Genomic DNA, 14,463 nt, shown 5'->3' on the forward strand with positions numbered 1-14,463 from the left:
CCCCGCCGAGAAGCCCCGCGAGGAGGCCCCCCGCAAGCCGTCCGGCCGGCGCGCCCCCCCGCCGGCCGCCCCCGCCGCCGCCGCGCCCCGCAAGGGCGGCCCCTCCCGCCCGCGGACGACGTAAGGCGTCCTCCCGCGCCCCGATTTTCGACGCGCTCCTCCCCTTTCCGCTCCGGGCCGCGTATAATAGTTCGACGTCCGAATATTTCGGAGACCGAATCATGCCGGGCCGCGTGGAGGAAGTAGACCTCCTGTTCCAGTCCGTCCTGGCCCGCTTTTTCGCGATCCCGGCGCGCCGGCCCGCCTCCGGGGCGGTCACCTTCGGACAGATGCGGGTCCTCTGGATCCTCGAGCTCGAGGGCCCCACGCCTCTCGGGGGCGTGGCCCGCAGGCTCGGCATCTCCGATCCGGCCGCCACCGAACTGGCCGACCGGCTGGCGCGCGCGGGTTACCTCCGGCGGCGCCCCGCGCGCGAGGACCGCCGCCGCGTGCTCCTCGAACTGCGCCCGAAAGGACGCCGCATGCTGGCCGACTACGCCCGCCGGCGGCGCGAACGCTTCGAGCGCCTCCGGCGCGTCCTGGCGCCGGCGGACATGGACCGGCTGGCCGGCGCCCTCAAGACCGTGCGGGAGATCCTCGAGAAATGGAACGGAAAGGAAGCCTGACCGCCGCGCTCGCCCTGGCCGCGCTCGGCGCCGGCTGCGCCGGAACCGCCGCCCGCGACCGCGCCCTCTACGAACGCGTCCTCTTCGAGGACGCCCCGGCGGGCGCCTCCCGCGAGGAGGCCCTCCGCGCCCACCGGGAACTCTCCTCCCGCGACGCCCTCTCCCTCGAGGACCTCTACCGCATGGCCCTCCATCGCAGCGAAACCCTCGCCCTCGCCGGCGAGGAGCTCGTCCGGATCCGCACCCGCTACGAACAGGTCGTGGGCTCCGTCCTCCCCCGCCTCACGTTCGAGGGCACCGTCACCTTCCAGGAGCGCGTGGCTCTCCCCGGAGCCACCTCCGTGGACCGCAACTTCACCGACCCGCGGCGCTCCGAATACCGTTTCGCCGCCCGCCAGCCGATCTTCTCCGGACTGGCCGAATTCTACGAGCTGCGGCGCCAGGGACGCCTCTACGAGGCGCAGGAGGAAACGCTCCGCCACGCCCGCCTCCTCCTCTACGCCGACGTCGCCGACGCCTTCTACGCCGTCCTCCAGCTCGACCGCGAACGGGCCACCGTCGAGGACGCCTTGCGCCTGGCGCGCGAGCGCCTCGAGGAACTCGCCCAGCGCCAGCGCCTCGGAATTTCGCGCCGCTCGGAGGTGCTGGCGCAGGAAGCCGAAGTCGCATCCCTGGAAGCCTCGCGGGAACGCCTGCGCGGCGCGCTCTCCGTGGCCTGGGAAGCCCTCGGATTCCTGGCCGGCTTCGAAGGAACCCGCAACCTCGTCGACACGCGGCCCGAACCCTCGCCGCCCCCGCCCGTCGAACGCTTCCTCGCCCGGGCGCTCGCCGGGCGGCGGGACCTCCGCGCCCTGGAGCGGCGGGTGGAAGCGGCCCGGCAGGCCGTGGGCGTCGCCCGCGCCGGGTACTTCCCCGTCGTAGACCTCGAAAGCCGGTATTACACCCACCGCGAGGGCTTCTCCGAAGACGTGACCTGGGATGTCGCGCTCTCCTTCGAGATTCCCATCTTCGAGGGCGGCGTGACCCAGGCGCGCCTGCGCGAGGCCCGTTCGGCCGTCCGCTCCGCGGAGCTGGAGCTCGACCGCCTGCGGCGCGCGATCGATCTGGACGTCCGCCGCGCGTGGATCGAGGTCGGCTCCCTCCTCCAGGAACTCCGGGCGCTCGAAGCCGCCGTGCGCAGCGCCGAAGAAAACTACGATCTCGTCCAGGCGGAGTACCGCCGCGGCATCGTTCCGAACCTGGAAGTCCTGGCCGCGTTCACGACGCTCCAGCAGGCGCGCCTCGCCCGCGACCGCGCCCGCTACCAGGCCAAGACGGCCTCGGTGCGGCTGGCCGTCCAGAGCGGCCTTTCCCCCGGAGACGCGCCATGAAAACTCCTCTGTCCCTCACCCTCGCGGCGCTTCTGGCGGTCGGTCCGGCCGCCTGCCGTCCCCCGGAGCAGCCCCGACCCTCCGCCGCGGCCGCCCGGAAACCCCGGGCGACGGTTTTCGTCGTCGCCCCGCGCGAGGTCGAGTACGCGATCGAGGCCACCGGCACGATCGAGGCGGTCGAGGAGCTTTCGATCCCCGCGCGCGTCGCCGGCATCGTCGATCGCGTGGCCTTCAAAGAAGGGGACGCCGTGACCCCCTCGAGCGTCCTGGCGGAAATCGAAATCGACCGGTACCGCCTGGGCGAGGAGCGCGCGCGCGCCGAGCTCGAGCGCGCGAAAGCCCAGGCCGAACTGGCCGAGACGCTCCTGGCCAACCGCGAGAAGCTCTACGAGGAAGGCCGCCGCCAGGGAAAGGAATGGGTCACCGAGGAGCAGATGGTCACCTGGCGGTCCGACGCCCGCAAGGCCCGCGCGGACGTCGAGCGCGCCCGCGTGGAGCTGGAGCTGGCGCGCCTGAACCACCGCGACGCCCGCGTCCGCCCGCCCCTGGCCGGCGTCATCCACCGCAAGCTCGTCGCCACGGGCGACTACGTCCGCCCCGAAACGGTCGTCGCCACCATGCTCAACGTGAGCGCCCTGCATCTGCGCTTCCCGGTGACGGAGCTCGAGGCCGCGCGGCTGGCCCCCGGGCAGGAAGTGACCTTCAGCGTGCGAACGGAGCCCGGCCGGGAATTCCGCGCCCGGCTTTTCCACGTGAGCCAGAAAGCGGACCCCGTCACGCGCGCCGTCGAGTGTCGCGGAGAAATCGCCGCCGCCGGAGCGTCCCTGCGTCCCGGCGCCTTCGCCCGCGTCCGCGCGGTCACGGGGAAGCAGACCTCCCTCGTCGTGCCCGAGCGGGCGGTCCTGCCCACGGAACGGGGGTTCCTCGTTTACGAGCTCTCCGACGGGCGCGCCGCGGCCCGCCCCGTCCGCCTGGGCCTGCGCCTGGACGGTCACGTCGAAATCCTCGAGGGCCTCCGGGCCGGCGCGAGGATCGCGACCGACGGCGCGGCGTCGCTGCGCGACGGCATGGAGGTCGACATCGTTGAGGCCGCGCCATGAACCTCTCCGATCTCTCGATCCGTAACCCCGTCTTCGCCTGGATGCTCTCGGCGTTTCTCATCGTCTTCGGGCTGATCTGCTTCGACCGCCTGGGCGTCAGCCAGATGCCCGACGTGGACTTCCCGACCGTGCGCGTCGAGGTGGCCCTCGAAGGGGCCTCGCCCGAGATCATGGAAACGGAGGTCGTGGACGTCCTGGAGGACGCCGTCATGAGCGTCCAGGGGATCCAGGAAATCACCGCGACCGCGCGCCAGGGCCGGGCGTCCCTCAACATCGAGTTCGAGATCGGCCGGGACATCGACGCCGCCGTCCAGGAGGTGCAGACGAAGATCGCGCAGGCCCAGCGGCTCCTCCCGCACGACATTGACCCGCCCACCGTGGAAAAGACCAACGCCGATGACAACGCCTTCATGTGGATCGCCCTGTCCGGGCATGTGCCGTACCCGGACCTCGTCCACTTCGCGCGGTACCGCCTCAAGGACCGCCTCCAGACCGTCCCGGGCGTCGGCGAGGTGATTCTGGGCGGATACCTCGACCGCAACATGCGGATCTGGCTCAAACTGGAGGAGCTCGAAGCGCGGGACCTGACGGTGGCCGACGTGATCGCCGCCCTCGGCCGGGAACACGTGGAGGTTCCGGCCGGCCGCCTGGAGTCCTCCACGCGCGAGTCGAACGTGCGGGCCTTCGGCGAGGCGCCCTCCGCCGAGGAGTTCCGCTCGATCGTCATCGCTCACCGCAACGACGCCCCCGTGTTCCTGGGCGACGTCGCCGTCGTGGAGGACGGCCTGGCGGACCGGCGGCGCCTGGCGCGCGCGCTGGGGGTCCAGGCCGTGGGGCTCGGCATCAAGAAACAGTACGGGGCCAACGCCGTGCAGGTCGCCCGCGCGGTGCGCGAGAGAATCCGGGAAATCCAGCCCGAGGTTCCGCCCGGAATGACGCTCGAAGTCAATTCGGACATCACCGTCTTCGTCGAGGAATCCATCCACGAGATCCAGTTCACGCTGGTGCTCTCGGTGATTCTGACCTCGATCGTGTGCTGGCTTTTCCTCGGGTCCTGGACGTCCACGCTGAACGTGCTCCTGGCGATCCCCACGTCGATCGTGGGGAGCTTCATTCTCCTCTACGCGCTCGGCTTCACGATCAATACGTTCACGCTCATGGCGCTGTCCCTGGCGGTGGGCATCGTCGTCGACGACGCGATCATGGTGCTCGAGAACATCGTGCGCCACCGGGAGCGCGGGGAGCCCCGCGCCCGGGCGGCCCGCAACGGCACCCGGGAGATCATGATGGCCGCCTTCGCGGCGACCCTGGCCATCATCGCGATCTTCCTCCCGATCGCGTTCGTCCAGGGCCTGATCGGCAAGTTTCTTTACCAGTTCGGCGTGACGCTGTCGGTGGCGGTGGCCCTGTCGCTCCTCGAGGCGATCACGCTGACGCCGATGCGGTGCGCCCAGATGCTTTCGGTCGCCGACGAGAACCGGTTCCTTTCCCGGTTTTTCCGCGGGCTGGCGAACGCCTACCGCGCCGTCCTGGCCCCGTGCCTGCGGTGGCGCTGGGCGGTCGTCGCGCTCTCGATGGCGGGGTTCGGGGCGTCGCTTTTCCTCCTGCCCCGCCTGCGCCAGGAGATCGTGCCGCCCCAGGATCAGTCCATGGTTCTCGTGCGCTTTCAGACCCCCGTGGGCTCCTCCATCGACTACACGGACGCGCGCCTTCGGGAGGCCGAGCGTTTCCTCGAGGAGCAGCGGACCCGGGGCCCCGTGAACCGCTATTTCAGCGTCGTCGGAGGCTTCGGCGGAGGAGACGTGGACACGGGCGTCATCTTCATGACCCTGAAGCCCCGGCGCGAACGGCCGCCGAGCCTGCGGAATCCCGGCGAACCCATGAGCCAGCACGAGTTCATGGGAATCCTTCGGGCGCGCCTGAACTCGATTCCCGGAATGCGCGGCGCCTACGTGAGCGACCTCTCCATGAGGGGCCTCACGGGCCGCGGCACCACGTTCCCCATCGAGTTCGCCGTCACGGGCGACGACTGGGCCCGCCTCGGGGAGTATTCGGAACGCCTCATGGAGAAGATGCGGGAGACCGGCCTCCTCGTGGACGTCCACAGCGATTACCTCGTGGGCATGCCCGAGGTCCGCGTCTATCCCGACCGCCGCCGCGCCGCCGAACTCGGCGTCAGCATGCTCGACATCGGCACGGCGATCAACGCCCTGATCGGCGGCGTCCGGGTCGGAAAGTTCGAGGAGGGCGGGCACCGCTACGACATGCGCGTGCGCCTGGTTTCCGACCAGCGCTCGCGCCCCGAGGACATCGAGCGCCTCACCGTCCGCAGCCGCGACGGGCGGCTCGTGAAACTGTCCGAGGTCGTGCGGCTCGTCGAGACGCCCGGCGTCCAGAGCATCACGCGGCGCAACCGGGCCCGGGCCATCACGGTCCGGGCCAACCTCGCCCCGGGCGCTTCCCAGAAGACCGCCTCCGAGCGCATCCGGGCGATCGCCCGCGAAGTGCTGCCCCCGGGATACGGGCTCGAGGAGACGGGCTCGTCCCGCTTCTTCTCCGAGAGCGGCCGGGCTTTCCTCTTCGCGATCGGCCTCGGGGTGGTGGTGGCGTACATGGTCCTCGCCTCCCAGTTCAACAGCTACGTCCACCCCGTCCTCGTGCTCCTGGCGATGCCGTTCAGCGTGACCGGGGCGCTGGCCGCGCTCTGGGCGGCGGACCAGTCGCTCAACATGTACAGCATGATTGGGATTGTGCTCCTCATGGGGATCGTGAAGAAGAATTCCATTCTTCTGGTCGAGTTCACCAACCAGCTCCGCCAGCGCGGACGCGGCGTGCGGGAGGCCCTGCTTGAGGCGTGCCCCATCCGGCTCCGGCCGGTGCTGATGACGTCGATTTCGACGATCGCGGCGGCGCTTCCGCCGGCCTTGGCCCTCGGGCCGGGGGCCGAGACGCGAATCCCGATGGCGCTCGTCGTGATCGGCGGGATGGCGGTTTCGACGCTCCTGACGCTTTTCGTCGTGCCGTGCGCCTATCTCATTCTTCCGGGCCGCGTCCGCCCGCTCGAGGACGAGGCGCCCGAGGAACCCCGTCCCGCCGAGGAACCCGCGGTGCCCGCGGCCCGCCCGGGACCGTAATTCCGGGATCTACCGCGAAAAACGACGGCGCCGCCCCGCCGCCACGGCGGCCGCCAGGCCCGCCGCGGCCAGGAGCGCCTGGGGGGCGACCCCCGCAGGAATGGAGCTTCCGCAGCTGCACCGGCCGCCGTCGAAGAAGCCTTCCTCATGGTCGCCCGTCCGGGGCTGAGTCGAGGGAGGAGGCGCCGAAAGAGGCGTCGCCGTCACCTGGTTGGACGGGCAGCTCTCCATGACGGAAATCGCGGTGACGTAATACGTGTACGAGACACCGCCGGTCGCCGTGGTGTCCGTGTACGGCGGAGCCGCCGGAGTCGCCAGGAGCGTGAACGCGGGAAGGGACGCATCCATGCGGTACACCGCATACCGCGTGGCGCCCGCCGCCGGCGCCCAGTCCAAGGTCACCTGGTTCAGCCCTTCCGTCGCCAAAAGCCCCCCCGGCGGCGCCTGCCCCGTGCGCAGGATATTGATCTCCGCCTGCGACAGCGACCGGTTGTAAACGCGGGCCTCGTCGATCTGGCCGTTGAAGAAGTGCGCATCCATGCCCACCCCCAGGACCAGCTGCGACGAACCGTCCGCGGGAGCGGTGGCGGTACCCGTCGTGGGATCCGGGTTGCCGTTGACGTACATCGTCATCTGCTGCGTTCCCGCGTCGTACGTCGCCGCCACATGGGTCCAGGTGTTCAAGGGAATCGTCCGCGGGGCGGTCGAAATGCCGTTGTTTCCGGTGTTATGGCACACCGCGAAGCTGAGATGCTCCGAGGAATTCAACCTCATCATATATCCCCGGATCGCCGCGGACCCGGTCCACTCCCACTTTTCGATGATCCCTTGCTGGGTCGAACTGTCCAACGTCGGTCGGATCCACGCCGCCAGCGTGAGAGAGCCCGTCATGCTCAAGGAAGCCGAATCCGGCACGCGCACCGCATCCTGTTCCGACTGCACGAAGGAACGGCTGGCCGAGTTGCACGAAAAATTCGTCATCGGCGGCAGCTCGGTGCTCCGAACGGGCCCGCCGTAGGTGCCGTGGTTGTTGTATCCGGACGAATCCGCCGCCTGGGTCGCCGTGGCCGGTTCATCCAGGCGCCAGTAGCCCACCAGCTCCGGAATGAGCGGGCCGCTTTGCGCCGCGGCGCGCACCGGCGCCGCTCCCCGCCCGTCCCCCGCTCCCCCCGTCGCCAGGACCGCCACTCCGAGAAGACGCACCGCCCGACCGATCCGACGCTTGAGCTTCATCGCCCGAACGCCTCCCCAAAACCCCCTGAACCCGCCCCTCGTTGGAAAGTGACCGCCCACGCCCGTTTTGCGACCAAATTTTTTCTGCCGCACGCGGCTCGGGTATAGTCACCCTAGATATGGATGACGAGGCCCTGGTCCGGGCGGCGCGCAAGGGTGATCGCGAAGCCTATGGCCGCCTCGTGGCCCGGTATGCCCGCGCCGTGATCGCCCGCCAGTACGGCTGAACGAAGGAGATGTCCTCGGCCGAGGACCTGGCCCAGGAAACCTTCCTTCGCGGCTGGCAGGGCCTGGCGCGCCTGAGAGAGGACCGCGCCTTCGGGAGCTGGATTCTCTCGACGGCCGCCTTCGTCTGCCGGGAATGGCTCCGGGCGCGTCGGAGGGCGGAATCGATGACCGCCGCGCCCGAACCCCCGGCGGCCGACCCGTTCGCCGGCGAGACCGGAGCCGACCCCGAGCTGGCCGAGGCGATCGCCGAGCTTCCGCCGGAAGCCCAGGAACTCCTGGCGCTGCGGCACGGCGAAGGGCTGAGTTGCGAGGAAATCGCCCGGCGTCTCGGCAAGCCGCTGGGCACGGTGACGAAAACCCTTTCGCGCCTCTACGCGAGGCTGCGCGAAAGGCTGGTGAGGCGATGAACGACGACCTGGAGCGCCGACTCGACGAGTTCTACCGCAAGCTCGAGGTGCCGTCGCGCCGCCTGGCGGCGCGGTGGCGCGGGGAGCGACGCGCTCGATCCCCGTTCTTCGCGCCCGCGGCGCTCCTGGCGGCGGCGGCCGCCGCCGTCGCGGCCGTGATGCTCCTGGCGCTCGTCCCGCGGGCGGAACGGCCCTCGCCCGCGCCGCGTCCCCCCGCCCCCGCTCCTCTGGCCCGAACCGACAACCCTGGGCCGGCGCCCGCGGTACATCCGAAGTTGGATCCGCCTCCCACCCGGGCGCCGGCTCCCGTAATTTCTCCCCCCGCCCCGCGTCCCGAGCCGCCGACACGCCCCGAGGAACGGCCCGCCGCCCCTCCGGCGACGCCCGAACCGGCTCCCCCCGCGCCGGCGGCGCTCCCGCAACCGCCTCCCCCCACGCCCCCTTCCCCGGCGCGAACCGTCGAAGCGCCGCGGGCGACCGCCCTCGTGCCCGAAGTGGAAGGATCCTTCGACGTGGGCGACCGAACTCTCCGAGGCCGCCAGAAGGACCTGGCTCTTGCCGCCGGCGACGTGGTGCGCGCGAACTCCCTCGTCCGGCTCGAGTGGTCCGAGGATCAGTTCATCCTCCTGGCCCCTGGAAGCGTCGTCGAAGTCCGGCTGGAGGACGCCCTCGTTCTCCAGCTCGACAAAGGCGATCTCCTCCTGGAGCATCCTCCGGGCTCTCCGTCCCCCCGGGTCGTCACCCGCGCCTGCGAGGTGCGCCCCGAGGCCGCCTCCTGCATCGTCAAGACGATCCGGAACCGCACCCACGTGGCCGTCGAGCGCGGACGCGTCGAGGTGCGCAACGCGCGCGGGCGCGCCCTGGCCCGCGCCGGCCAGGGCGTCACGGCCGCGGAGGACGGCCCGCCGTCCGACCCCGTCCCCGCCGATCCGCGCGCCTGGTCGTGGACCCGCGGCCACCGGTCCCCGGAGCGGCTGCTCTTCTTCGACGATTTCTCGCGACCCGGCGCCTGGGAGGCGGACTTCGAAGGCGGCACGGCGCGCGGCCGGCCCCAGCCGCCGGTTTTCGCCGGCGTGGTCACGATCGCCTCCCAGAAGCCGCCGCTCTTCGAAGTGCCGATCCGCGGCATGCTCACGCTCGTCTACCGCTGCGACCGGGCGGCCAAGATGTACGTCCAGTTCTTCGCCGAGGACGCCCGCGTCAATTTCCGCCGCGAGTTCATGGCTCTCCGCGGTTCGGCCTGGAGAACCGTGACGCTCGATTTCGATGACTTCGTCTCGACCTCCCCGGACCGCTATTCCGGCCGCGTCCCTCCCGGCTCCTCCGTCACGAACCTCGGCATCTTCTACGGAGAAAGCGAGTCCCGCGGCACGATCTGGGTCAAATCCGTCCGAGTCGTGGAATTAAGACCGTGAGACGGTTCGGCCTCCTCACGGTGCTGGCCGCGTTCGCTTCCTGCCGTCCGAACGTCCCGTCCCCTTCGGCGCCGCCTCCCCCGCCCCCTTCCGCGGCCGTTCCGCTTCCGAAAATCAACCACGAAGGCCGCGCCTTGCCGCCGCTGCCGAGGATCGACCGGCCGATCCTCTTCGACACGCCCGAGGCGGACGCCGTCGTCTCGGCCCTCCAGATCTTCCCCAAGGACAACCCCTGGAACGAAGACATTTCCGATCGCCCCCTCCATCCGGATTCCGAAAAGATCGTGGCCGCCGTGGGAGCCGACAAGCGCTTCCGCTTCAACCTGGACATGGGCTTCATTCTCATCCCCCCCCGCCAGCCGCCCGTGCCCGTCGAGATCACGAGCTATCCGGCCGAGTCGGACCCCGGCCCGCATCCCATTCCGGACGAAGCTCCGATCGAAGGGTGGCCGCTCTGGCCCGGCTATGCGGGCAAGACCCTGGAGCAGGTCCAGCGCGAAGGCGATGGAGACCGGCACGTCCTCGTGGTCGATCCGGTCCGGAACCGCCTCTACGAGCTTTTCCACGCCTTCCGGACGGACGGCGGCTGGCGCGCCGCCGGCGCCGCCGTCTTCGACATGGCCTCCAACCGCCTGCGCCCGAGGGACTGGACCTCGGCCGACGCGGCCGGTCTGCCGATCTTCCCCGCCGTGGTGCGTTACGACGAGTGCGCGCGGGGCATGGTCGAACATGCCCTGCGCGTGACGATCCGCCGCACGCGGAAGGCCTACGTCTATCCGGCCACCCACCAGGCCGGCCACGGGAACGACCCTTTCTGGCCCCGGATGGGCGAGCGCTTCCGCCTGCGGCGCGATTTCGACATCCGCCCCTACCCGCCTCACGTTCAGGCCATCCTCAAGGGCCTGAAGAAGTACGGAATGATCGTGGCGGACAACGGGATCGAGTGGGCCGTGTCGATCGCTCCGGACCGCCGAATTCAGGGCCTCGAGTCGCTCCACGAGCGTCCCCTGCGGGGGCGCGATTTCGAGGTGATCATCCCTACGGGACCGGCGGAAGGGCCGCGGGCCGCTTCACAGCGGTGAAGCGATCGGCTCGATGCGCGGCATCGGCTCCGTCATCGCCAGATCGATTTCCACGGGGTTCGGCAGGATGTTCCCCTGGGCGTCGGCGACCACGGCGATGACGGGTTTTTCGGGAATTTCCGGCTGCGCCCGCACCACGCGCGCGATTTCTCCGCCTTCCAGGCGCACGTAGCTGCCCAGAGGATAGATCGACATCGCGCGCACGAAGGCCTGCACGAGGTCCCAGTCCAGCATCCCCTTGGCCCCGTCGTCCATCACGATCTTCATCGCCTGGTGGGGCAGAAGGGGCAGCCGGTGGGCGCGCGGGGACACCATCGCCCCGTAGGTGTCCACCACGTTGATGAGCCGCGCGTAGAGATGGGTCTCCTCGCGCTTTTTACCCGCGGGATACCCGCTCCCGTCCGGACGCTCGTGATGCTCCAGAGCAACCCGCGCGACGACGTCCCGCAGCACCACCTCCTTGGTGAGAAGCAGCGCCCCCTCGATCGGATGGCCCTTGACCTGTTCCCACTCTTCCTGGTCGAGAGCAGCGTGCTTGGTGAAGACTTCGTCCTTGATCTTCATCATCCCCACGTCGTGGAGGAGGCCGCACACGGCCACGGTTTCGATCTCCTCCCGGGGCAGACCGATCGAATGCGCCAGGAAGAGCGCGAGCTTGGCCACGTTCAGGCAGTGGCGCGAGACGTACTTGCGCGTCCGGGCCCGGTAGGTGAGATCGAGAAAATCCCAGATCGGCCCCTTCTCGAAGCGCCGCATAAGCTCGCTCACGGCGCCCCGCAGAAGATCCGCGTCGAGCGATCCCGAGCGCGAAAGCTTCCGCAGAAGAAGCCGCACGCGCCCCAGAAGGCTCCGCCGCCGCACGACCATGCCGCCCGAGGGCACCAGAAGCTGCGTGTCGCCGGACCGCGGCGCCGCCGCGGACGTCACCACCGACACGTCTTCCCCTCGGCCGGGCGTCTCCGGGATCTCGTCGAGCCACTCGGGCAGCTCCACGGTGCCGGCGAAAACCTCGAAGGGCGCCACCCACTCCCGAAGCTCCTCCGGCTTGCGGCCGGGGAAGAGCCGCCGCAGGCGGCGAAGCATCTCCTCGCGTTCCTCCAGCGCCAGAGGATCCCTCCGGGCGTTCTCGGCCACCAGCAGCTCGAACGCCTCCCGGTCGTCCAGGTCCCGCACGAACGCGGGAACCTCGCCCAGGCCCAGGCGCCGGCAGGCCCGGTACCGGCGCTCCCCGCAGACCACCTCGTAATCCCTCCCCGAGGGACGGACGACGAGAGGATGCAGAACGCCGTACCGCCGGATGGAGGCCGCCAGTCGCGCGAGCTCCTCCTCCGTGGGTTCGCGCCGGCCGGGCAGCCCGCGCGAACGGATCCGCGCCACCGGAATCCGCTCCGGACGCACCGGACGTTCTTCGCCGATCATCGCCTTTCAGACAACATCGTCCGTTCCCCGGCCCGCACCGCAGCGGCTTCAGAGCTCCTTGCGCAGCCGCTCCAGGAAGTCCCCGTACCCGTGTTTGCGCCAGAAGCGACGGGCGGGCTCGTTGCGAACCGAGACGTTCGCCTCCGCGTACGCCAGCCCCCGCTCCCGGAACCACCCGTGCGCCGCCTCCAGGAGGCGCCCGCCGATCCCCTGCCGCCGGCGCCGCACGGAAATCTCCGAAACGTACCCGAACCGCGTCCACGGAACCACGGGGGGATTCTCGAGAATCATCGCCAGGCAGTAGCCCTCGAGCCGCCCCGGCGTCTCCTCCGCCACGAAGACCGCCGACCGGTCCGTCGCGAGGTGACCCTCGATCCATTCCGCCATGACGGACTCCGCGACCGGCGTGCGCGTGAACCGAGGGTCGAGCGGCGTGTGGAAATCCCACATCTCGCGCCACAAGGCGACGATCTGGTCCACGTCCTCGACCCGCGCTCGCCGGACGACGATCACGCGCCCTCTACCGGCGTTCTTTCTTCCACGCCGCAGGGTCGGGAGCGGCCGAGAGCGTGCGCCGAACCTTCATGAAGGCGAGCGAGAGCGCCGTCAGAAACTCCTCGGGATCGGCCCCCGGAAGCGCGCCCGGATGGGCGGAAAAGAACTCCTCGATCCGCGCCGGCGCTTCGTCGATCGACGCTCCGGCCAGCGCCTTCTCGAGCCGCGCCAGCGACCCCGGCGGCTCGTCCCGGAGAGAGCCGTCGAAGCGGACGGATTCCAGGCACCGCCGCGGCCCCGCGGCCAGAACGATCGTGGCGCGCAACGTGCCCCCGGCGCCCGTGCGAATCTCCCCCGTCACCCCTTCCCCTGCGGTGGACACGGCCGGCCTCCTCTCCGAGGACTCTCTTTGAACTATAACGGGGCCGGAGTTCGCCGGTCAAGCGCGCCGGCGGAACCGCGCCTCCCGCGTTCACTCCTCGAGAATCGGCGGATACTCGCTTCGGTGACGAAGGCCGTTCGAGTAATAATCGAGCTGCGCCCGCCGGAACGCCGCCAGGCGCGCCCGAAGATCTTCCGCCTCGCGCGGGCGCGCGGAGAACACGTCCTCCCTCTCCCCCGGATCCCGGCGCAGATCATAAAGCGCCGTCCGGCCCTCGCGCGAATCGTAAATGAGCTTGAGCCCCGAACGCACGATTCCCAGATGCGTCGTCCACGCGGTGTCCGAAAGAAGATACCGCGACCGCTCCGGCCGGACGCCCGCGGCCACGAGACTCGTTCCCTGAAACGACGGATGCGCCGGAAGCCCCAGAAGATCGCAGAGCGTGGGAGGCACATCCAGAAGCTGCGCGGGTCGGCCGTCCGTCCCCGACGCCAGCCCCGGGGCGCGCAGAACGAGGGGCACCCGCATGACCTCCTCGTACACGCTGTTGGCGTGCGCCGCCAGGCCGTGCTCGTAGAAGCCTTCCCCGTGATCCCCGCAGACGACGACCACGGTGCGCTCCCAGAGGCCCCGCCCGCGCAGGACGGCGAAAAGCCTCCCGAGCTGCGCGTCAGCATAGGCCAGGGCATCCTCGTAAAGGCCTTTCACCGCCTCCGTCTTCTCCGGAGGAAACCAGCCGATCGTCAGCGGAAAATCGATCTCCCGGGGTCCGAACCGGCGCGGAAAATCGGGAGGAATCGTGTACGGCAAATGCGGCGCATGAAGGTTCAGCGCCAGGAAGAACGGCGCTTCCCCGAGCCCCTCCACCCAGCGGATCGCTTCGTCCACGGTTTCCCGGTCGTCGATCGCCGCCGTGGGAACGATCCCGCCGCGCCTCCGGGCGTCGAAATAGACCTCGAGCCCCGGCGTCCGAAGATACCGGTCCATGCGGCCCCACCCCTCGTTCTGAGAGGAGAAGATCGCCGTCCGGTAGCCCAGCGCCTTGAGGAGATCGTAGACCAGGACCCGCGCCCACGGGGGATCGTCCGGGTACCGATAGGGCTCCCGCGCCCGAAGCGGATAGTGCGAGGAGAACACGCACGGCACGGCGTAGTCCGTGTGCGAAGCCTGCGTGTAACAGTCCGTGAAAACCCGCCCCTCGCGCGCCAGGGCTTCGACGGCCGGCATGATCTCGCGGGGGCTTCCGCCCGCCGCGAGCCGGTCCGCGCGCAGGGAATCGACGAGCGCCACGACCACGTTCCAGCGCCGTACCGACGAAAGGTCCACGCGGGCCAGATACCGCTCCATCGGAACGACCGGGCGGCGCACGATCCGCACGGGCGCGTCCGGCGGCGGCTCTCCCAGGGCGTCCCGACGCGGAAAAAGCGCGGCCACGAGATGCGTCAGCGGCCCCGCCCGGTCGGCGCGACGGAGGCGATAGAGTTCCCCCGTGGAGTACGCGATTCCCGTGGCGGGATCCCGGACGATCTCGTC

General features: G+C 70.2%; 12 protein-coding genes. 7 read left to right on the forward strand and 5 right to left on the reverse strand.

Features of this window, described 5'->3' with window-relative positions; all coding sequences use genetic code 11:
* Positions 1–221: 221 nt before the first annotated feature.
* From VNO22_18875 to VNO22_18890, 4 genes are read left to right on the forward strand one after another with little or no spacing between them, the layout of a single operon-like run.
* Positions 222–665 (forward strand): MarR family transcriptional regulator, encoded by a 444-nt coding sequence (locus tag VNO22_18875; protein HXG63443.1) that lies wholly within the window; start codon positions 222–224, stop codon positions 663–665.
* Positions 644–2,035, forward strand: a complete 1,392-nt coding sequence (locus VNO22_18880) for a TolC family protein (GenBank protein HXG63444.1) — start codon at positions 644–646, stop codon at positions 2,033–2,035. Before VNO22_18875 ends, VNO22_18880 begins: the two co-directional genes overlap by 22 nt.
* Positions 2,032–3,135 carry an efflux RND transporter periplasmic adaptor subunit gene (locus tag VNO22_18885; protein HXG63445.1) on the forward strand — a complete coding sequence of 368 codons (1,104 nt, stop codon included), beginning with the start codon at positions 2,032–2,034 and terminating at the stop codon, positions 3,133–3,135. The genes VNO22_18880 and VNO22_18885 overlap by 4 nt, the downstream gene beginning before the upstream one ends.
* On the forward strand, positions 3,132–6,269 hold the full coding sequence (locus VNO22_18890; protein HXG63446.1) for an efflux RND transporter permease subunit: 3,138 nt from the start codon (positions 3,132–3,134) through the stop codon (positions 6,267–6,269). The genes VNO22_18885 and VNO22_18890 overlap by 4 nt, the downstream gene beginning before the upstream one ends.
* Positions 6,270–6,278: 9 nt before the next feature.
* On the opposite strand, the gene VNO22_18895 is transcribed toward VNO22_18890, so the two are convergent.
* Complete coding sequence (locus tag VNO22_18895) at positions 6,279–7,502, reverse strand: LamG domain-containing protein (protein HXG63447.1); 1,224 nt, start codon at positions 7,500–7,502, stop codon at positions 6,279–6,281.
* Between the two features lie 236 nt (positions 7,503–7,738).
* Between VNO22_18895 and VNO22_18900 the strand changes: the two genes are divergently transcribed.
* Genes VNO22_18900 through VNO22_18910 form a run of 3 tightly spaced genes read left to right on the forward strand, consistent with a single transcriptional unit; the run spans position 7,739 to position 10,634 of the window.
* Complete coding sequence (locus VNO22_18900) at positions 7,739–8,137, forward strand: sigma-70 family RNA polymerase sigma factor (protein ID HXG63448.1); 399 nt, start codon at positions 7,739–7,741, stop codon at positions 8,135–8,137.
* Complete coding sequence (locus VNO22_18905) at positions 8,134–9,552, forward strand: hypothetical protein (protein ID HXG63449.1); 1,419 nt, start codon at positions 8,134–8,136, stop codon at positions 9,550–9,552. The genes VNO22_18900 and VNO22_18905 overlap by 4 nt, the downstream gene beginning before the upstream one ends.
* Positions 9,549–10,634: a hypothetical protein gene (locus VNO22_18910; protein ID HXG63450.1), complete on the forward strand. Its 1,086-nt coding sequence runs from the start codon at positions 9,549–9,551 to the stop codon at positions 10,632–10,634. Before VNO22_18905 ends, VNO22_18910 begins: the two co-directional genes overlap by 4 nt.
* On the opposite strand, the gene VNO22_18915 is transcribed toward VNO22_18910, so the two are convergent.
* The 4 genes from VNO22_18915 to VNO22_18930 all read right to left on the reverse strand — a co-directional run.
* Positions 10,623–12,053, reverse strand: coding sequence for an HD domain-containing phosphohydrolase (locus tag VNO22_18915; GenBank protein HXG63451.1), 1,431 nt, complete (start codon positions 12,051–12,053; stop codon positions 10,623–10,625). The genes VNO22_18910 and VNO22_18915 overlap by 12 nt on opposite strands.
* 48 nt (positions 12,054–12,101) lie before the next feature.
* Complete coding sequence (locus VNO22_18920; GenBank protein ID HXG63452.1) at positions 12,102–12,566, reverse strand: GNAT family N-acetyltransferase; 465 nt, start codon at positions 12,564–12,566, stop codon at positions 12,102–12,104.
* Between the two features lie 7 nt (positions 12,567–12,573).
* Positions 12,574–12,930, reverse strand: a complete 357-nt coding sequence (locus VNO22_18925) for a hypothetical protein (GenBank protein HXG63453.1) — start codon at positions 12,928–12,930, stop codon at positions 12,574–12,576.
* A gap of 90 nt (positions 12,931–13,020) precedes the next feature.
* Positions 13,021–14,463: sulfatase (locus tag VNO22_18930; protein ID HXG63454.1), on the reverse strand; the 1,443-nt coding region annotated here is incomplete at its 5' end.

The organism is Planctomycetota bacterium, from assembly GCA_035574235.1.
In the GTDB taxonomy this organism is placed as follows: domain Bacteria; phylum Planctomycetota; class MHYJ01; order MHYJ01; family JACPRB01; genus DATLZA01.

What these genes read in the sequence shown, in the direction of transcription:
- VNO22_18875 (HXG63443.1), top strand. Translation starts at nt 222, where the DNA reads ATGCCGGGCCGCGTGGAGGAAGTAGACCTCCTGTTCCAGTCCGTCCTG.
- VNO22_18880 (HXG63444.1), top strand. Translation starts at nt 644, where the DNA reads ATGGAACGGAAAGGAAGCCTGACCGCCGCGCTCGCCCTGGCCGCGCTC.
- VNO22_18915 (HXG63451.1), bottom strand. Translation starts at nt 12,053, where the DNA reads ATGATCGGCGAAGAACGTCCGGTGCGTCCGGAGCGGATTCCGGTGGCG.
- VNO22_18895 (HXG63447.1), bottom strand. Translation starts at nt 7,502, where the DNA reads ATGAAGCTCAAGCGTCGGATCGGTCGGGCGGTGCGTCTTCTCGGAGTG.
- VNO22_18890 (HXG63446.1), top strand. Translation starts at nt 3,132, where the DNA reads ATGAACCTCTCCGATCTCTCGATCCGTAACCCCGTCTTCGCCTGGATG.
- VNO22_18905 (HXG63449.1), top strand. Translation starts at nt 8,134, where the DNA reads ATGAACGACGACCTGGAGCGCCGACTCGACGAGTTCTACCGCAAGCTC.
- VNO22_18885 (HXG63445.1), top strand. Translation starts at nt 2,032, where the DNA reads ATGAAAACTCCTCTGTCCCTCACCCTCGCGGCGCTTCTGGCGGTCGGT.
- VNO22_18900 (HXG63448.1), top strand. Translation starts at nt 7,739, where the DNA reads ATGTCCTCGGCCGAGGACCTGGCCCAGGAAACCTTCCTTCGCGGCTGG.